The sequence below is a fragment of the Streptomyces sp. B21-105 genome, from assembly GCF_036898465.1.
Taxonomy (GTDB): domain Bacteria; phylum Actinomycetota; class Actinomycetes; order Streptomycetales; family Streptomycetaceae; genus Streptomyces.
In genome coordinates this window covers 6,617,855-6,636,615 of the sequence record NZ_JARUMJ010000001.1, presented here as the reverse complement: position 1 = coordinate 6,636,615, position 18,761 = coordinate 6,617,855, and the positions used below count along the sequence as shown (strand labels likewise).

Here is an 18,761-nt window from a genome sequence, read left to right as displayed (position 1 = left end):
CCTTCGGGGACGGCGTGTGAGCGCCGACCCGAAGACTATCTGAAAATGGTTCCCATTACCTAGAGGGCTAGAGGGCGAGTCCCGTGAGCACCAGCACCCGCTCGTAGGTGTAGTCCTCCATCGCGAACCGGACGCCCTCGCGGCCCACGCCGGACTGCTTGGCGCCGCCGTACGGCATCTGGTCGGCGCGGTAGGAGGGCACGTCGCCGATGACGACGCCGCCGACCTCGAGCGCGCGGTGGGCCCGGAACGCCGCCTGGACGTCGTGGGTGAACACGCCCGCCTGGAGGCCGTACTTGGAGGAGTTGACGGCCGCGAAGGCCTCGGCCTCGCCGTCGACGCGCTGCACGGTGAGGACCGGTCCGAAGACCTCCTCGCAGGCGACCTTGGCGTCGGCCGGCACGTCGACCAGCACGGTCGGGGCGTAGCCGGCGCCGTCGCGCTCGCCGCCGGTCAGGAGCTTCGCCCCGGCCGCGACCGCCTCGTCCACCCACGTCTCCACCCGCCGGGCCGCTTCCTCGCTGACCAGCGGGCCGACGTCGGTCGCGGCGTCCGACGGGTCGCCGGTGACCTGCGCCTCGACGGCGGCGACGATGCGCGGCAGCAACCGGTCGTACACGGAGGCGTCCGCGATGACCCGCTGCACGGAGATGCAGGACTGACCGCCCTGGTAGTTGGAGAAGGTCGCGATGCGGCCGGCGGCCCGGTCGAGGTCCGCGTCGGACGCCCAGTCGCCGAGGACGACGGCCGCGCCGTTGCCGCCCAGCTCCAGGGTGCAGTGCTTGCGCGGCACCGAGTCCATGATCGCGTAGCCGACCTTCTCGGAGCCGGTGAAGGAGATCACGGGCAGCCGCTCGTCCCGGACGAGGGCCGGCATGCGGTCGTTGGGGACCGGCAGGATCGACCAGGAGCCGGCGGGCAGCTCGGTCTCGGCGAGCAGCTCGCCCATGACCAGAGCGGACAGCGGGGTCGCCGGGGCGGGCTTCAGGATGATCGGCGCGCCGGCCGCGATCGCCGGGGCGACCTTGTGCGCGCACAGGTTCAGCGGGAAGTTGAACGGCGCGATGCCGAGCACCACGCCCTTCGGGAAGCGCCGGGTGAGGGCGAGCCGCCCCTGGCCGCCGGCGTCGGTGTCGAGGCGCTGGGCCTCGCCGCCGTTGAACCGCCGGGCCTCCTCGGCCGCGAAGCGGAACACGGACACGGCCCGGCCGACCTCGCCGCGCGCCCACTTGATCGGCTTGCCGTTCTCGGCGGAGATCAGCCGCGCGATCTCCTCGGTGCGCTCGGCCAGCCGCTTGCTGACGTGGTCGAGGGCGGCGGCGCGCACATGGGCCGGGGTGCCGGCGAACTCGTCCCGTACGGCGTACGCGGCGGCGACGGCCTCCTCGACCTGCGCGTCCGTCGGCACACTGACCCTGCCGACGAGCCGGCCGTCCCACGGGGAGGCGACGTCGAAGCCGCCCTCGCCGGTGACCTGGCGTCCGGCGAGCCAGAAGGCGTGGGTGGCCCCCACGTTCGTTTCCTGGGGCATGGTCGAGTCCCGGCCCTTCCGCTTAGGGGGTGTCCTGTGGCTTTCGTGGTCCACGGTAGGGGCGAGAGCCCGAGGGGTCGCTTGTCCGAGTCGTACGGGTGGGCGGCTCGGGTGCGACGGTTTGGCGTGGTCGGCGGCGTTCCCGTGCCAGGAGGTGCCACAGCGCCCCGAGCAGCACCGCGCACAGGCACCAGCTGGCCACCACGTCCAGCGGCCAGTGATAGCCGTGCCGGACCAGCGCGAAGGAGACGGCGAGGACGAGGAGCACGCCGGTGGCCACGGCCGTCCGACGGGCGAGCGCGGTCCGCAGCCAGGGCAGCAGGACCAACACCGCGGAGCCGTAGGCGACGGCCGCCGTCGCCGTGTGCCCGGAGGGGTAGTAGCCGGTGGCGGGCGGCACGGCGGGCGTGCCGGGCCGGTCGGTCCACTCCTTGAGGGGGACGACGATCAGCGGCACCAGCAACAGCAGGCCGAGCGCCGCGACCGGCGGCGCCCACCACCGCGCCCCGCCCGCCGCTCTCCCCCGCCAGGCGACGTACCCGGCGGCCAGCACCAGCACGGGCACCGCGATCGGCACCTCGCCGAGGTCGGCCAGCAGCTCGGAGACCCGGTCGGGGTGGACGAGGGCGCGGCTGAGGCGCTCGTCCACGCGCAGCAGCGGCCCGCCGACGGCGACCTGCCAGGTGATCACCGCGAAGAGGACCGCGGGCAGGCCGCAGAGAAGGCCGAGGAGCGGACCGAGGCGGGGGCCGAGAATCCGCGGGGGACCGGCGGCCGCGCGGTCGACCGCCTCCGTCGCGGCGCCACCGCCGTGGGGGCCCAGGCGGGGGCCCAGGCGGGGGCCCAGGTCGGGACCGGGGTCGGGGCCGGGGCCGGGGCCGGGGTGCGGGCGGCTCGGACGGGACGACATGGACCCCAGCTTGTCAGCTTGTCGGACCGGCCGTACTGCAGAGAGAGCGCGCGCAAAAAAGACCCCGGATCGGCTCCGGGGTCTTTCCGCGTGGTCGTCGTCCGGTGAAGGAGGTCGGCCGCCCCGGAACAGGGGGGATTGTTCCGGGGTGGCCGTCCGGACCGGAAACGCCGGCCGCCCCGGGGGGTTTGGGGCGGGCGACCGTCCGATCGGTGGAGATCCGAAGCCAAGGCTCCGGTTGTGTGCGCGAGGGCACGACCAGGTCGAAGCTGGGGAGGCCCCGGCCTGGAGTCCGCCCACGGTCTCCCGCGGGCGGGGTTGATCTCTCATCCGGTTAGAACCTACGGCAGCGGAAGTCGGTTCGACAGGCCGTATCCCGTCCCGCCATCCTCCTCGCACACCTTCTTCACACGCTGTGCGGCCGAGCAGGATCAGCTGTGCGGCGACCGCTTCAGATGCGCGCGAAGGCCTGCTCGATGATGTCCAGGCCCTCGTCGAGCAGGTCCTCGCCGATGACCAGCGGGGGCAGGAAGCGCAGCACGTTGCCGTAGGTGCCGCAGGTGAGCACCAGCAGGCCCTCCTGGTGGCAGGCCTTGGCGAGCGCGGCGGTCGCCTCGGGGTTCGGCTCCTTCGTCGTGCGGTCCTTGACCAGCTCGATGGCGATCATCGCACCGCGGCCGCGGATGTCGCCGATGACGTCGAACTTCTCGGCCATGGCGGTGAGACGGCCCTTCATGACCGCCTCGATGTTCTTCGCCCGGGCGTTGAGGTCCAGCTCCTTCATCGTCTCGATGGAGCCGAGCGCGCCCGCGCAGGCGACCGGGTTGCCGCCGTAGGTGCCGCCCAGGCCGCCCGCGTGCGCCGCGTCCATGATCTCGGCGCGGCCGGTGACGGCGGCCAGCGGCAGACCGCCGGCGATGCCCTTGGCGGTGGTGATCAGGTCGGGGACGATCCCCTCGTCCTCGCAGGCGAACCACTGGCCGGTGCGGCAGAAGCCGGACTGGATCTCGTCGGCGACGAAGACGATGCCGTTGTCGGACGCGAACCTGCTGATGGCCGGCAGGAAGCCCTGGGCGGGCTCGATGAAGCCGCCCTCGCCGAGCACCGGCTCGATGATGATCGCGGCGACGTTGTCGGCGCCGACCTGCTTGCTGATCTGGTCGATGGCCTGCGCGGCGGCCTCGGGGCCGGCGTTCTCGGCGCCGGTCGGCCAGCGGTAGCCGTAGGCGACCGGCACCCGGTAGACCTCGGGCGCGAACGGGCCGAAGCCGTGCTTGTACGGCATGTTCTTCGCGGTGAGCGCCATGGTGAGGTTCGTCCGGCCGTGGTAGCCGTGGTCGAAGACGACGACGGCCTGCCGCTTGGTGTACGCCCGCGCGATCTTCACGGCGTTCTCGACGGCCTCGGCGCCGCTGTTGAACAGCGCGGACTTTTTGGCGTGGTCGCCCGGGGTCAGCTCGGCGAGCGCCTCGGCGACCGCCACGTAGCCCTCGTAGGGCGTGACCATGAAACAGGTGTGGGTGAAGTCGGCGAGCTGGGCGGCGGCCCGGCGCACCACGGCCTCGGCGGACGCGCCCACGGAGGTGACCGCGATGCCGGAGCCGAAGTCGATCAGACGGTTGCCGTCGACGTCCTCGATGATGCCGCCGCCCGCGCGCGCGGTGAACACGGGCAGCACCGAGCCCACGCCGGCCGCGACCGCGGCGGTCCGGCGGGCCTGGAGTTCCTGCGACTTGGGGCCGGGAATCGCGGTGACGACGCGGCGCTCCTGCGGAAGGGCGGTCATGAGGGGCTCCTGGGGGTCAGCGGACGCTTTCGTTCTTTTCTCGCAGGCTAGGACGGGGAGCAGGGGGTCGGCATGCTCCACGGGGGCGGTGTCGGCGGGGCGGCTTGTCCGTCGTGGACATTGCGGACGGGCGGCGATTGGCGCGGGCCCGGCCGCGTAAGCGGTGAACTCCCCTTGCGGGCGCGTTAGATTGACTCGCTGATGGCAGACGGAACGGCTGGTCAGGGGGCAGGGGCGATGGACAGCGACGGGACGCAGGACGCGCGGCGTGCGCAGGCGGATCCTGTACCGCGCCCGGCGGGGCCGCCACGGCCGCCCGCCACCCCGCCACAGCCGCCCGCCACGCCCCCGCGACCGCCCGTCCCGCCGGCGCAGGCGGACCGGGCGCCGGGCGTCCCGCCCGCCTTCGAGCACCCCCCACGGGCCGCGTCCGCCGTGGCCGACTGGCTCGACGAGGCGCGTCCCACGACCCGGCCGGGCGTCTGGCGGCACGGCTACCGGCTGCCGAAGGCGGCGCGTCCGTCGGAGCGGCTCGCGCCGGTGACCGTCGTCGGCATGCTGGTGCCGCTGGTGATCGCGCTGGTCCTGTGGTCGCTGTGGCGGCGGGGCGCCATGCCCTACCAGTTCACCCTGCTGCGGCTGTTCACCCCGGACGACTGGTGGTGGGGCGGCACGATCGCCTCCCCGAAGACCACGGAGGGCGCCGAGGCGCGTGTCGTCTACGACGGCGTCTTCTTCGCCGTCCTCGTCTACGCCATGGGACGGCTGGGCAGCTGGCCGCACGCGGTGCGGCACTTCGTCGGCCGCCGGCCGCAGCCCGCGCGGGCCCTGATCGCCCTGCTCGGCGCGCTCGCCGCGCTGAGCTTCGTCTTCCCCGGCGCCTTCGGCGTCGGCTGGGACGCGCTGCCGGTCGTCGACCCGCTGTTCTCGCTCATCGTGCTGATCTCCGGCAGTTACGAGCTGTTCGCCTCCCCCCTGTTCACGAACGCGCTGTACGCCGCCATCACGCTGCTGGTGGCGTGGCCGTTCGCCCGGGTCGGCGGCTGGTGGCCGTACGCGAAGGAACTGCTCGCCGCCCGTCGGGCAGGGCCCGGCCAGGCCCTGCCCGCGGCCGAGCGGCCCCGCTCCCAGTGGCCCGAACTGCGGGACGCCGGACAGCACGAGGCGGCCGACCTGCTGACCGGCGAGGTCGCCGCGGACCGCATGAACGACGTGGACTGCGTGCGCGTGCGGCGGGCGTGGACCGCCGGACTCGGCGACTTCCCAGAGACCGTTCTGCGGCAGGGCGGGTCCGCCTGGACCCACCCCTCCGGCGCCCGCGACCTCCCCCGGCGCACCGCGCGCCACGACCTGCTCGCCGGTCAGGTACGCATCGGCCGCTGGGCGGGCGACGAGCGCACCCCCGTCGGCTACCGGGAGGCGGGCGCCGCGCTCGGCCCGGACGTGCTGGGCACCTCGCTGCTCGCCGTCGGGCCGTCCGGGTCGGGCAAGACCCGGACCCTGCTGGAGCCGCTGACCGAGGCGCTGGCCCTCCAGGCGCTCACCGGGGCGTGCGCGGTGGTCGCCGTGTCGTCGCCGGGCAGCAGACCGCTCGGCCAGGACGCCGCGTTCGACGTGATCGTCCGGATCGGCGACCCGTCGTCCGTGCACGACCTGGACCCCTACGCGGGCTCCGACGACCCGGACGAGGCGGCCGCGATCCTCGCCGAGGCACTGGCCGGCGACCTCGACGCGGTGAGCGGCCAGAGCGCGACGACGGCCCTGGCCCAGCTGCTCGGCCCCTACCGGGCCGCGCACGGGTGTTTCCCCACCCTCCCCGAACTGCTCGAACTGCTCGAGGGCGAGCCGGGCGCGGTGTCCGCGCTGCGCGAGGCGGTGGCCGGCGACGAGGTGATGCGCCGTGAGCTGGAGGCCCGCCTCCGTCAGGCGGGGGGCCCGGGCGACGCGGGCCGTGCCCTCGCCGACCGGCTGGCGCTGCTGAACCGTCCGGTGTTCGCGGAGTTCTTCGGCGGCGGGAGCGACGCGCACCGGGCGTTCTCGCTGCGCGCCGTCGCCCATCATCCGCTGCGTGTCCGCGTCGACCTGCCCGAGCGGGGACACGAGGAGGCGGGCCGGCTGATCACCCGGCTGGTCCTCGCCCAGTTCCAGACGGTCGTGCGGGAGCGGCGCGACCACTTCGCGTGCCTGGTCCTCGACGACGCCACGGGGACCGTCACCGAGGGGTCGGTGCGCCGGCTGCAACGGCTGCGGTCGCAGCACGCGGGCGTGGTGCTCGCCCTGCGCAGCGTCGGCGACGTCCCCGAGGCGCTGCACGGGCCGCTGTACGGCGCGGTCGGCTGCCGGATGGCGTTCTCGGGCATCACCACCTGGGACGGCAGCCGGTTCGCGCAGACCTGGGGCACCGAGTGGGTGGAGACCACGGAGGTCGCCAAGCACACCGTGTTCGCCGACCAGCCGATGACCCGCGCCATCCACGCGCTGCGCAAGCTGGTGACCGGCAAGGCGGTGACCACCGACGCGGTGACCGTGCGGCAGGTGGAGCGGGAGCGGTGGTCGGCTTCCCAGCTGGCGCACGAGATCCCGCCCGGCCACGCGGTGCTGTCCCTGACCAGCACGGACGGCGAGCACGCCCCGCCGCTGCTGGTGGACCTGCGGGACTGAAGCGACGGCCCGGGACCGTACGGTGAGGCAGAATCGACACAGGCCGTTCATACGAAGCGGCCAAAGGATCATGCGTCACAACGCGCCAGAGGAGCACGCGTCACCAGAGCGCGCTCCGCATGTCCGCACCGCTCCCTCCCCCGATCTGAAGGCCCCATGCCTCCCACGCTCGCGTCGCTCGTCCACCATTCCGCGCTGAAGCTCACCGTGCGGGCCGGCGGGGACCGGCTGGACGTGCCGGTGCGCTGGGCGCACGCCAGCGAGCTCGCGGACCCCGTGCCGTACATGGAGGGCGGGGAGCTGCTGCTGATCACCGCGCTCAAGCTGGCCGCGGACGACCCGGAGTCGATGCGGCGCTATGTGCGGCGGCTGTCGAAGGCGGGCGTGGTCGGGCTCGGCTTCGCCGTCGGCGTCAACTACGACGAGATCCCGCAGGCGCTGGTGGACGCGGCGACGGCGGAGAACCTGCCCCTGCTGGAGGTGCCGCGCCGCACGCCGTTCCTCGCGATCAGCAAGGCGGTGTCGGCGGCGATCGCGGCCGACCAGTACCGGGCGGTGACAGCCGGGTTCGCGGCTCAGCGCGAGTTGACGAAACATGCCCTGACCGACGGGGCCGAGGGCCTGCTGCGCGCGCTCGCCGCGCAGGTCGACGGGTGGGCGGCGCTGTACGACGCGTCGGGCGCCGTGGTGGCGGCCGCCCCCGAGTGGGCGGGCCGGCGGGCGGCCCGGCTCACGGCGGAGGTGGAGCGGCTGCGGGAGCGGCCGGCCCCGGCCTCGGCGGTGGTCGGGGGCGAGCCGGAACACACCGTGTCCGAGCACCGCCACGACGACCACCACGACGACGGCGACCGCCACGACGCCCGCGACGGCGATCCGATCAACGACCGGAGCGACGACCGGAGCGGCGACCGGAGCGGCGACCGGAGCGGCGACCGGATCGAACTGCACTCGCTGGGCACCGGGCGGCGTCCTCGCGCGGCGCTCGCCGTCGGCACCGCCGCGGCTCCGGGCACCGCCGAGCGGTACGCCGTCCACTCGGCCATCGCGCTGCTCACCCTCACCACGGAACGCTCGCGCTCGCTGTACGCGGCGCAGCAGCGGATCGGCGCGGCGGTGCTGCGGATGCTGCTGGCGGGCGAACCTGACCACGCGCGGGCCGTCGCCGGGCACCTGTACGGCGATCTGCTCGACGTCCCCTTCCGGGTGATCGTCGCGGAGTCGGTGCCGGTCGCGGGCGCGCGGGCTCGCCCGGAGGGGCAGGGGCACGAGCCGCTCACCGCCCGGTCGCCGGCCGCGTCCGGCACGGCCGAGGACCCCTTCGGCGGCCTCGTCGAGGCCCTCGAGTCGGCGGCCGCCCGGGCCGGGGAGGCGGTGCTGGTGGTGCCCGAGGGCGAACGGCTGGTGGCGCTGGCCACGGACGGCGGCGCGGCGGTGTCGGCGTGCGCGCGCTACGCGACGGCGCTGGAGGCCTCCCGGGCGAACGGGGGCGGCGGGGCCGGCGCAGGCCCGGAGGACGAGCTCGTGGTGGGCCTGTCCGCGCCGGCCGGGCCGATCGCGGCGGCGGCCGCCTACAAGCAGTCGGAGCAGGCGTTGTCCGTGGCGCGGCGCCGGGGCCGGGTGTTCGTGGAGCACGAGCGGATGGCGGCGGGCTCGGTGCTGCCGCTGCTGGCGGACGACGCGGTGAAGGCGTTCGCGGACAGTCTGCTGCGCGCCCTGCACGAGCACGACGCGACCGGCCGCGGCGACCTGGTGGCCTCCCTGCGGGCCTGGCTCTCCCGCCACGGCCAGTGGGACGCGGCGGCGGCCGACCTGGGCGTCCACCGCCACACCTTGCGCTACCGCATGCGCCGGGTGGAGGAGATCCTGGGCCGCTCCCTGGACGACCCGGACGTCCGCATGGAGCTGTGGCTGGCCCTGAAGGCCACGTCGGCGGACTGAAGGCCGCGCCCGCCCCGCGCACGCCACCACCCTCGGCCCTGTGGAGACCAGGTCCCCGGAGCATGCGGCCGTGCCGGCCGCGCGGGCGGCCGGGGTGGGAAACGGTCGACGCGCCTCAGACCCAGGCACGCGAAGGCTCGGCCCCCCAGGCGGTCGACGCGCCTCCGGGCCGGGGACGCGGAGGCTCGGCGGCCCGGGGCCCGGAGGCCCGGCGGGGGCGGCTTGGGGGCGTGTCCGGTCGGTCAGCCGTCCTCTCCGACGGCCAGCCCAGCCGCCGCCTCGTGCATCGCCAGTTCGAGGAGCGCCGCGTCGGTCAGCGTGCCGGAGCCGTCCGGCGTCACCAGCCAGCGGACCCCCCTGGCCGAACGGCCCGGATGGGGCACGCCGATCCAGGCGCCGGCCCCCGCGGTGCGGATGCCGGTGCCGAGCCAGCGCGCCGCCGTCCCCGGCGCCACGAAGAAGCCCATGCGGTCGTCGCCGAAGTCGACGAGCACCGGGCCCGGCCGGTCGAGGATCCGGGTGAGCACGTCGAGGGTGGGATAGCCGAGCGTGCCCGGCAGGATGAGCACGTCCCAGGCCCGGCCCGCGGGCAGCAGCGCCACCCCGAGCGGGTTGCGCTCCCACTCCCAGCGGCACGCCTCGGGATCCGGTGCGACGGATGCCAGCCAGTCGACCGCCGTCTTCGCCCCAGCCATGTGCGGACCTCCCTTTCACTCGTGAACGCGGTCGCGTCCATGAGGGAGAGGGAGGTCGACGGCGGGCATTACGCGGGTTCAGGCCACCCAAACGGGTGAACCGGGTCACACTCCGCGGATCGCCCTTCGCGGCCCAGGCCCCTCGCCCCCAAGCCGCGCCCCGCGAGCCGTGTCCCGCGAGCCGCGCCCGGCCGGCTCAGCTGTCGAAGCCCAGCCCCAGCCGGTCCATGGTCTTCAGCCACAGGTTGCGCCGGCCGCCGTGCGCGTCCGCGCGGGCCAGCGACCATTTGGTGAGGGCGATGCCGGTCCAGGCGAAGGGCTCGGGCGGGAAGGGCAGCGGCTTTCTGCGGACCATCTCCAGCCGCGTCCGCTCGGTGCTCTCTCCCGCCAGCAGGTCGAGCATCACCTCGGCGCCGAAGCGGGTCGCCCCGACGCCCAGGCCGGTGTACCCGGCCGCGTAGGCGACCTTCCCCTGGTGCGCGGTGCCGAAGAACGCCGAGAAGCGCGAGCAGGTGTCGATGGCCCCGCCCCACGCGTGCGTGAAGCGGACGCCCTCCAGCTGCGGGAAGCAGGTGAAGAAGTGTCCGGCGAGCTTCGCGTAGGTCTCCGGCCGGTCGTCGTACTCGGCGCGCACCCGGCCCCCGTAGGGGTAGACGGCGTCGTAGCCGCCCCACAGGATCCGGTTGTCGGCGGACAGCCGGAAGTAGTGGAACTGGTTGGCGCTGTCCCCGAGTCCCTGCCGGTTCTTCCAGCCGATCGAGTCGAGCTGTGCGCCGGTCAGCGGTTCGGTCATCAGCGCGTAGTCGTAGACCGGGACGGTGTACGCCCGCACGCGCTTGACCAGGTTCGGGAAGATGTTCGTGCCCAGGGCCACCTGCCGGGCGCGGACCTGGCCGTACGGCGTGCGGACGGCCGTCCCCGCGCCGTACGGCTTCAGGTCCAGCGCGGGCGTGTGCTCGTACACCCGCACCCCGAGGCGGACGCACGCCCGCTTCAGGCCCCAGACGAGCTTGGCGGGGTGGAGCATGGCCACGCCCCGGCGGTCGTGCAGGCCCGCCCGGAAGGTGGGCGAGGCGACCTGCTCGCGCACCGCGTCCGCGTCGAGGAACTCGATGCCGTCGGCGAGGCCCCTGCTCTCGAGCTCCTCGTACCAGTCGCGCAGTTCCCGTGCCTGGTACTCCTCGGTGGCGACGTCGATCTCGCCGGTGCGCTCGAAGTCGCAGTCGATGCCGTGCCGGGCGATCGCCGCCTCGATCGCGTCGAGGTTGCGCGCCCCCAGCTCCTCGAGCCGGTGGATCTCGTCCGGCCAGCGGGCCAGCCCGTTGGCGAGCCCGTGCGTGAGGGAGGCCGCGCAAAAGCCTCCGTTGCGGCCCGAGGCGGCCCAGCCCACCTCGCGGCCCTCCAGCAGCAGCACGTCCCGCCCCGGGTCGCGCTCCTTGGCGACGAGCGCGGTCCACAGTCCGCTGTAGCCGCCACCGACGACCAGCAGGTCGCAGGTCTCGGGGCCGGTGAGCGCGGGCTCGGGGCGGGGCCTGCCCGGGTCCTCCAGCCAATACGGGACCGGCTGTGCGTCGGAAAGAGAAGTGGTCCACCGGTTCATGGCGCCTGGGGCCATGATGTCAACTCCCTACGGGGCCTCTCGGCTTCGAGCTCTATGCCTTCTGCTTGTTGCGGCGGTTGCCGACGGCCATCGAGGTCAGCACCAGCAGGACGGCGACCAGGAACATGGCCGTGCCGATGACGTTGATCTGGACGGGCGTTCCGCGTTGCGCCGAGCCCCACACGAACATGGGGAAGGTGACGGTCGAGCCCGCGTTGAAATTGGTGATGATGAAATCGTCGAAGGACAGCGCGAAGGCGAGCAGCGCACCCGCGGCGATTCCGGGGGCCGCGATGGGCAGGGTGACGCGCAGGAACGTCTGCGCCGGCCCGGCGTAGAGGTCCTGGGCGGCCTGCTCCAGTCGCGGGTCCATCGACATCACGCGTGCCTTGACCGCCGTCACGACGAAGCTCAGGCAGAACATGATGTGCGCGATGAGGATCGTCCAGAACCCCAGCTGTGCGCCCAGGTTGAGGAAGAGGGTGAGCAGCGAGGCGGCCATGACGACCTCGGGCATCGCCATCGGCAGGAAGATCAGCGAGTTCACGGCGCCCCGCGCGCGGAAGCGGTAGCGGACCAGCGCGAAGGCGATCATCGTGCCGAGGAGCGTGGCGCCGAGGGTCGCCCAGACGGCGATCTGGAGGCTGAGCGACAGCGAGCCGCAGAGGCCGGAGACCCCGCACGGGTCCTGCCAGGCGTCGGTGGAGAACTGCTGCCACTCGTAGTTGAAGCGGCCTTTGGGCTTGTTGAAGGAGAACACGGTGACGACGACGTTCGGCAGGAGGAGATAGCCGAGCGTGAGAAGTCCCGCGATGACCACGAAATGGCGCTTGAGCCGGTTGACGAGGGGCATCAGACCAGATCCTCCGTCCCCGACCTGCGGATGTAGAAGGTGACCATGAGGAGGATCGCCGCCATGAGGATGAAGGAGAGGGCGGCCGCCGTCGGATAGTCCAGCACGCGCAGGAACTGCGTCTGGATGACGTTTCCGATCATGCGGGTGTCGGTCGAGCCGAGGAGTTCCGCGTTGACGTAGTCGCCGGACGCGGGGATGAACGTCAGCAGCGTGCCGGAGACCACGCCCGGCATCGACAGCGGGAAGGTGACCTTGCGGAAGACGGTGGCGGGCCGGGCGTACAGGTCGCCGGCCGCCTCGTGCAGCCGTCCGTCGATGCGCTCCAGCGAGGAGTACAGCGGAAGGATCATGAACGGCAGGAAGTTGTACGTCAGACCGCAGACCACCGCGAGCGGCGTGGCGAGGACGCGGTCGCCCGCGGTCCAGCCGAGCCAGCTGGTGACGTCGAGGACGTGCAGGGTGTTCAGGGCGCCGACGACGGGGCCGCCGTCCGCGAGGATCGTCTTCCAGGCGAGGGTGCGGATCAGGAAGCTGGTGAAGAACGGCGCGATCACCAGGATCATGATCAGGTTGCGCCAGCGGCCGGCCCGGAAGGCGATCAGGTAGGCCAGCGGGTAGCCGAGCGCCAGGCACAGGATCGTGGCTGCGCCCGCGTAGAGGACCGAACGCAGGAACTGCGGCCAGTACGCGCTGAGGGCGTTCCAGTAGGTCGCGAAGTGCCAGGTGACCTTGTAGCCCTCCTCCAGGGAGCCCGTCTGCACGGACGTGGAGGCCTGGTAGATCATCGGCAGCGCGAAGAACACGACGAGCCAGAGCAGGCCGGGCAGCAGCAGCCAGTACGGCGTCAGCCGGCCGCGCTTGCGGGGCGGCTTCTTCGTCGGCGCCGTCGGGGAGAGAGGCGGGGGCGCCTCGGTGAGCGTCGCCATCTCAGACCGCCGTCTCTTCCTGGATGCCCGCGTCGCCCGTCGTCCCGGCGAGCAGCGACTGGGCGGCGTCGAGGCCGAAGGTGTGGGCCGGGCTCCAGTGCAGGACGACGTCGGCGCCGGGGACGAGCCTGGTGTCGCGGTCGACGTTCTGGACGTAGACCTCGAACTCCGGGCAGACCGAGCTGTCGATCACGTACTGGGTGGAGACGCCGATGAACGAGGAGTCGGCGATCTTCCCGGTGATCCGGTTGCGGCCCTCGGGGATCTCGCCGGCGTCGTCGGCGTGGGTCAGGGAGATCTTCTCGGGGCGTACGCCGACCAGCACCCGGCCGCCGTTCGCGGTGGGCGCGGAGCAGCGCGCCACGGGCAGCACGAGCTTGCCGTCGCCCGCCTTGAGCACGATGTCGCCGCCGGCCCTGGAGTCGACCTCGGCCTCGATCAGGTTGGAGGTGCCGAGGAAGTTGGCGACGAACGTGGTGTGCGGGTTCTCGTAGAGGTCGGCCGGGGAGCCGAGCTGTTCGACGCGGCCCCCGTTCATCACGGCGACCGTGTCGGCCATCGTCATGGCCTCCTCCTGGTCGTGCGTGACGTGGACGAAGGTGATGCCGACCTCGGTCTGGATGCGCTTGAGCTCCAGCTGCATCTGGCGGCGCAGTTTGAGGTCGAGGGCGCCGAGCGGCTCGTCGAGCAGCAGCACCTTGGGGTGGTTGATCAGGGCGCGGGCCACGGCGACGCGCTGCTGCTGGCCGCCGGAGAGCTGGTGGGGTTTCTTGCGGGCCTGTTCCCCGAGCTGGACGAGCTCCAGCATGTCCTCGACCTGCTTCTTCACGCTCTTGATGCCGCGCCGGCGCAGGCCGAAGGCGACGTTCTCGAAGATGTCGAGGTGCGGGAAGAGGGCGTAGGACTGGAAGACGGTGTTCACCGGCCGCTTGTAGGGCGGCAGCGCCGTCACGTCGTGGTCGCCGAGGTGGACGGTCCCGGAGGAGGGTTCCTCCAGGCCGGCGATCATGCGCAGGGTGGTGGTCTTGCCGCAGCCGGAGGCGCCGAGGAGAGCGAAGAAGGAGCCCTGCGGGACGGTCAGGTCCAGCGGGTGCACAGCGGTGAAGGAGCCGTAGGTCTTGCTGATGCCGGTGAGGCGGACGTCGCCGCTGCCGCTGTCGGTCGTCTTCATCGTCGTCACGTTCATCCTCGTCACGCCCCAGTGAGCTTTGCGAACTTGGCCTGGAAGGCGGTCTCTTCCTTCGAGCTCAGGGAGCGGAAGGCGTGGGACTTGGCCTGCATGGCCCGGTCGGGAAGGATCAGCGGGTTGTCCGCCGCCGACTTGTCGATCTTGGCGAGGTACGGTTTCACGTCCGCGACGGGACTCACGTAGTTGATGTACGCGGCGAGTTCGGCGGCCGGCTCGGGCTCGTAGTAGTAGTCGATCAGCCGCTCGGCGTTCGTCTTGTGGCGCGCCTTGTTGGGGATCAGCAGGTTGTCGGTCGACGTCATGTAGCCGCTGTCCGGGATGACGTAACCGACGTCCGGGTTGTCGGCCTGGAGCTGCACGATGTCGCCGGCCCAGGCGACGCAGGCCGCCAGGTCGCCCTTGCTGAGGTCGGACGTGTAGTCGTTGCCGGTGAAGCGGCGGATCTGGCCCTTGTCGACCGCCTTCTGGAGGCGGGCGAGGACCGCGTCGTAGTCGTCGCCGGTGAACTTCGCCGGGTCCTTGCCCATGTCGAGCATGGTCATGCCGACGGTGTCGCGCATCTCGGTCAGGAGGCCGACCCGGCCCTTGAGCGCCGGGGTGTCGAGCAGGTCGGAGACCGACGTCACCTCGACGCCGTCGAGCGCCTTCTTGTTGAAGGCGATGACCGTCGAAATGCCCTGCCAGGGGTACGAGTAGGCACGGCCCGGGTCCCAGTCGGGGCTGCGGAACTGGTCCGACAGGTTGGCGAAGGCGTGCGGCAGGTTCGACGCGTCCAGCTTCTGGACGTAGCCGAGCCTGATCATGCGGGCGGCCAGCCAGTCGGTGAGGACGATGAGGTCGCGGCCGGTGTCCTGGCCGGCGGCGAGCTGCGGCTGGATCTTGCCGAAGAACTCGTCGTTGTCGTTGATGTCCTCGGTGTACTTGACCGTGATGCCGGTCCCCTTGCGGAACGCGTCCAGCGTGGGGTGGTGCTTGCCGCTGTCGTCCACGTCGATGTACTCGGGCCAGTTGGAGAAGTTGACGACCTTCTCCTTCGCCGAGTGGTCGTCGGCGGAGACGCCGCCCTGCGATTTGCCGGCGGCGGGGATCCCGCAGCCGGCCAGCGTGCCGAGACCGCCCAGGGTGAGCGCGCCGCCGGCGGAGGCGCGCAACAGCGACCGGCGGGTCATGGCCGCCCTGCCGTCGCGGAAACTGCGCCGTACGGCGGCCGGTTCGGCCGGGCTCAGGCGGTCGGGCTCGTAACTCTCCATGCGCGTGGTGCCCTTTCGGGAGGTCCGGCCGTGGTCTGCGGCCGTTCGTCGTCGCTTATGAGTCCCCGAAGACCGTGCGGTGCCAGGGCTTGCGGGCCACCGCCGTGTTATCGAACATAATGTGCTTTACCTGCGTGTACTCCTCGAACGAGTACATCGACATGTCCTTGCCGAAGCCGGATGCCTTGTAACCGCCGTGCGGCATCTCGCTGATGATCGGGATGTGATCGTTGATCCACACGCACCCGGCCTTGATGTCGCGTGTCGCCCGGTTCGCCCGGAAGACGTCCCGGGTCCAAGCGGAGGCCGCGAGCCCGTAGGGGGTGTCGTTGGCGAGCCGGATGCCCTCGTCGTCGGTGTCGAACGGCAGGACGACCAGCACCGGCCCGAAGATCTCCGACTGGACTGCCTCGCTGTCCTGGGCCGCGTCCGTGATCAGGGTGGGCAGATAGTAGGCGCCGTTCTCGAGGTCGCCCCCGGGCGCCTCGCCGCCCGTCACCACGCGCGCGTAGCCGCGCGCCCGGTCGACGAAGGCGGCGACCCGGTCGCGCTGCGCGTGCGACACGAGTGGGCCGAGGTCGGTGCCGGCGGCGAACGGGTCCCCGACCCGCACGGTCTCCATCAGGGCTGCCGTCCGCTCGACGAAGGCCTCGTAGAGCGGCCGTTGCACGTACGCGCGCGTGGCGGCCGTGCAGTCCTGCCCGGTGTTGATGAGCGCGCCGGCGACCGCGCCGTGGACGGCGGCCTCCAGGTCGGCGTCCTCGAAGACGACGAAGGGCGCCTTGCCGCCGAGCTCCAGGTGGAGCCGCTTGACGGTCGCGGTGGCGATCTCGGCGACCCGCCTGCCGACGGCGGTGGAGCCGGTGAAGGAGGTCATGACGACGTCGGGGTGGCCGACGAGGTGCTCGCCCGCCTCCCGTCCGGTCCCGTTGACGATGTTGATCACACCGTCCGGGATTCCGGCGTGCGACGCCGCCCGGGCGAAGAGCAGCGAGGTGAGCGGGGTCAGCTCGGCGGGCTTGAGCACGATCGTGTTGCCCGCGGCGATCGCCGGGAGGATCTTCCAGGCCGCCATCTGGAGGGGGTAGTTCCAGGGTGCGACGGAGCCGACGACGCCGATGGGTTCCCGGCGCACGTACGAGGTGTGGTCGCCGGAGTACTCGCCCGCGGACCGGCCCGCGAGGTGCCGGGCGGCGCCGGCGAAGAACGCGGTGTTGTCGATCGTCCCCGGGACGTCGAACTCCCGGGTCAGCTTCAGCGGCTTGCCGCACTGCAGGGACTCGGCGCGGGCGAAGTCGTCGGCGCGGTCGGCGAGGACGGCGGCGAAACGGTGCAGGGCGTCGGAACGCTCGCCCGGCGTGGCTCCCGCCCAGCCGGGAAAGGCGGCACGGGCCGCGGCGACGGCCGCGTCGACGGTGTCCGTGCCGGCCAGGTCGTAGGCGCAGACCCGCGCACCGGTGGCGGGGTCGATCACGGCGTGGGCGCGCCCCGACTCGCCACGGGCGGGGCGGCCGTCGATGTACTGGGCGCCCTCCGCGAGCAGCTGCTGTGCGGGGAACCGGTCCTGCATGTCGCTCTCCTCCGCCTTCGCCCCGCTCTGCGCGGGGGCGGGTGGCGTAGCTCCAGCCTGATTTGATTGCCGATCCTGACAGAGTGGGGGCACTCCAACAAGTGATTCCGTTGTTGCCATTTGGTTACGCGACGGAATCTGTCGGCGAGGGTCGACCAGGTGTCGAGTCGTGGCGGAAAAGGCGGGACGCTCTGTCAGTGGTGCGTGCCATCCTCTGCTGCATGGAGATGATCGACAGCCGGGAGTCCCTGGTCAGGGCGATCCGGTCGGGGGAGCGCATCAAGTACCTGCACTTCTGGGGCCACCGGCCGCGGCCGGACGGGCAGCTCGGTGCGAGCTGCCTCAGCCAGTGGTGGCCGTCACCGTTCGTGGTCGACGACGTCGCCTACGCGACGGCGGAGCACTGGATGATGGCCGCGAAAGCGCGGCTTTTCGACGACCGGGAGGCGGAGCAGCGGGCGCTGGCCGCCGGGTCGCCCGCCCAGGCGAAGAAGGAGGGGCGGCTGGTACGCGGTTTCGACGACACGATCTGGCAGCGGGAGCGGTTCCGGATCGTCGTCGAAGGCAGCGTCCACAAGTTCGCCTCGGACCCGGCGCTGAGCTCGTTCCTGCTGGGCACCCACACGAGAGTGCTGGTCGAGGCGAGCCCGATGGACCGCGTGTGGGGCATCGGCCTGGCGGCGGACGACGAGGCGGCGATGAACCCCGAGCGGTGGCGCGGCCTGAACCTGCTGGGCTTCGCCCTGATGCAGGCCAGAGAGCGGCTGCTGGCCCGGTCCTGAGGGGCGGGGGTGCGCGCCGGCGCGGGGGCGGGGCACACGCGGGGCGCGTGCCTGCCTTACGGGGCCACGAACGTCAGGACGCCCAGAGTGATCGCCAGCACCATGCCCACGGCGCCGCAGATGATCCCGGCCAGCGCCTGACCGGGGTTCGAGGCCTCGCCGCGGCGGGCCTTTCCGCGCCCGACCGCGCCGAACACCACACCCAGGATGCCGAAGACGATGGCCAGCGGCCACAGACAGAAGACGACCGCGGCGAGGATCCCGAGCACCAGTCCGGCCACGCCCATGCCGTTGTTGTCCCCGACCCCGCCGCCGGTCCAGCCGTAGAGGCCGGGCGCGCCGCCGTAGTGCGGGTGCGACGGGTAGCCGAGGCCGCCGGGGTAGCCGTACGGGACCTGCCCCGGTCCGTCGGGGGCGATGGGCGGCGGCGGCACCGGGCCGCCGCCGTGGGTCGGAGGGGCGAAGTGGCCGGGGGGCGGACCGCCGACGGCCGTGGCGGGGTCGGGCGGTGGGAAGCCGCTGAGCATGCCGTTCGGCTGCGGGTTCCCGAAGGGACTGGCCCAGGGTTGCGGCGTCACAGCGGGCAGCGAGGTCATCGTCCGCTGGTCGTGGACGGAGGGCGTCACCTGGTTCTGCGCCGCGGCGCCGGAGCCGGGGGCGGGGGCCGGCGGTTCGTTCGCGGCGACGGTGTGGCCGGGGCCGCTCTGGGCCGCGTCACCGGGAGCCGCCCACGGGTTCGGCGCGGCTGGGGAGGCCCCGTCCGGGGCGCTGTCGGCCGGGGCCGCCTTGTCCAACGGCACGCCGGGCACCGCGTCCCGCGGTCCGTCCGTCACGCCGGAGGCGGGAGCGGCCCACGGGTCGCGGGCGGCGTCACCGGCCGGAGTCGGCGCGTCGTCGGACATGCGTGGATCCCCTCTGCCGCCCCTCGACCGGGCGGTCGCTCTGCGTTCCGTCATCCGTACGCCGTTCCGCCCCGCGTACGTTCCGTCATGCTACGGCCCGTGACCGCCGAGACCGTCAGCGGGCCGCACAGCGAGCAGGCCGACGACCACCCCGGCCACCTCGCG

At 72.8% G+C, this 18,761-nt stretch carries 14 protein-coding genes and 1 pseudogene; 3 read left to right on the top strand and 12 right to left on the bottom strand.

Going from position 1 to position 18,761, the window contains the following annotated elements; translation table 11 throughout:
- Positions 1-67: 67 nt before the first annotated feature.
- From QA802_RS30075 to gabT, 4 genes and pseudogenes are all read right to left on the bottom strand, one after another.
- Positions 68-1,513 (bottom strand): aldehyde dehydrogenase family protein, encoded by a 1,446-nt coding sequence (locus QA802_RS30075; protein WP_334534987.1) that lies wholly within the window; start codon positions 1,511-1,513, stop codon positions 68-70.
- A gap of 40 nt (positions 1,514-1,553) precedes the next feature.
- Positions 1,554-2,450: a phosphatase PAP2 family protein gene (locus QA802_RS30070; protein ID WP_443042302.1), complete on the bottom strand. Its 897-nt coding sequence runs from the start codon at positions 2,448-2,450 to the stop codon at positions 1,554-1,556.
- A gap of 103 nt (positions 2,451-2,553) precedes the next feature.
- Positions 2,554-2,771, bottom strand: a pseudogene (locus QA802_RS30065) (phosphatase PAP2 family protein); the annotation flags it as partial.
- 121 nt (positions 2,772-2,892) lie between these two features.
- Positions 2,893-4,227 (bottom strand): 4-aminobutyrate--2-oxoglutarate transaminase, encoded by a 1,335-nt coding sequence (gene gabT, locus QA802_RS30060; protein WP_334529029.1) that lies wholly within the window; start codon positions 4,225-4,227, stop codon positions 2,893-2,895.
- Between the two features lie 237 nt (positions 4,228-4,464).
- Between gabT and QA802_RS30055 the strand changes: the two genes are divergently transcribed.
- Both QA802_RS30055 and QA802_RS30050 read left to right on the top strand, forming a co-directional pair.
- Positions 4,465-6,888, top strand: a complete 2,424-nt coding sequence (locus tag QA802_RS30055; protein WP_334529026.1) for an ATP/GTP-binding protein — start codon at positions 4,465-4,467, stop codon at positions 6,886-6,888.
- A 156-nt stretch (positions 6,889-7,044) separates the two neighbouring features.
- Positions 7,045-8,826: a PucR family transcriptional regulator gene (locus tag QA802_RS30050; RefSeq protein WP_334529023.1), complete on the top strand. Its 1,782-nt coding sequence runs from the start codon at positions 7,045-7,047 to the stop codon at positions 8,824-8,826.
- A 242-nt stretch (positions 8,827-9,068) separates the two neighbouring features.
- Here QA802_RS30050 and QA802_RS30045 read toward each other — a convergent pair whose 3' ends face one another.
- From QA802_RS30045 to QA802_RS30015, 7 genes are all read right to left on the bottom strand, one after another.
- Positions 9,069-9,521: a hypothetical protein gene (locus QA802_RS30045; RefSeq protein ID WP_334529020.1), complete on the bottom strand. Its 453-nt coding sequence runs from the start codon at positions 9,519-9,521 to the stop codon at positions 9,069-9,071.
- Positions 9,522-9,717: 196 nt separating this feature from the next.
- The gene (locus QA802_RS30040; protein ID WP_334529017.1) at positions 9,718-11,136 is read right to left on the bottom strand and encodes an NAD(P)/FAD-dependent oxidoreductase; all 1,419 of its coding nucleotides are present in this window, start codon (positions 11,134-11,136) and stop codon (positions 9,718-9,720) included.
- 37 nt (positions 11,137-11,173) lie between these two features.
- A complete protein-coding gene (locus tag QA802_RS30035; RefSeq protein WP_334529014.1) occupies positions 11,174-11,974 on the bottom strand; it encodes an ABC transporter permease in 801 nt (266 codons plus the stop codon).
- The gene (locus QA802_RS30030) at positions 11,974-12,903 is read right to left on the bottom strand and encodes an ABC transporter permease (RefSeq protein WP_334529011.1); all 930 of its coding nucleotides are present in this window, start codon (positions 12,901-12,903) and stop codon (positions 11,974-11,976) included. Before QA802_RS30030 ends, QA802_RS30035 begins: the two co-directional genes overlap by 1 nt.
- A 1-nt stretch (position 12,904) precedes the next feature.
- Positions 12,905-14,089, bottom strand: a complete 1,185-nt coding sequence (locus tag QA802_RS30025; protein WP_334529008.1) for an ABC transporter ATP-binding protein — start codon at positions 14,087-14,089, stop codon at positions 12,905-12,907.
- 5 nt (positions 14,090-14,094) lie between these two features.
- Positions 14,095-15,342, bottom strand: a complete 1,248-nt coding sequence (locus QA802_RS30020; RefSeq protein ID WP_334529005.1) for an ABC transporter substrate-binding protein — start codon at positions 15,340-15,342, stop codon at positions 14,095-14,097.
- A 55-nt stretch (positions 15,343-15,397) separates the two neighbouring features.
- Positions 15,398-16,912 carry a gamma-aminobutyraldehyde dehydrogenase gene (locus tag QA802_RS30015; RefSeq protein ID WP_334529002.1) on the bottom strand — a complete coding sequence of 505 codons (1,515 nt, stop codon included), beginning with the start codon at positions 16,910-16,912 and terminating at the stop codon, positions 15,398-15,400.
- Between the two features lie 221 nt (positions 16,913-17,133).
- Between QA802_RS30015 and ybiA the strand changes: the two genes are divergently transcribed.
- Positions 17,134-17,694 carry a riboflavin biosynthesis intermediates N-glycosidase gene (gene ybiA / locus QA802_RS30010; protein ID WP_334529000.1) on the top strand — a complete coding sequence of 187 codons (561 nt, stop codon included), beginning with the start codon at positions 17,134-17,136 and terminating at the stop codon, positions 17,692-17,694.
- A 56-nt stretch (positions 17,695-17,750) separates the two neighbouring features.
- On the opposite strand, the gene QA802_RS30005 is transcribed toward ybiA, so the two are convergent.
- Positions 17,751-18,596 carry a DUF4190 domain-containing protein gene (locus QA802_RS30005; RefSeq protein ID WP_334528997.1) on the bottom strand — a complete coding sequence of 282 codons (846 nt, stop codon included), beginning with the start codon at positions 18,594-18,596 and terminating at the stop codon, positions 17,751-17,753.
- Between the last annotated feature and the right edge of the window lie 165 nt (positions 18,597-18,761).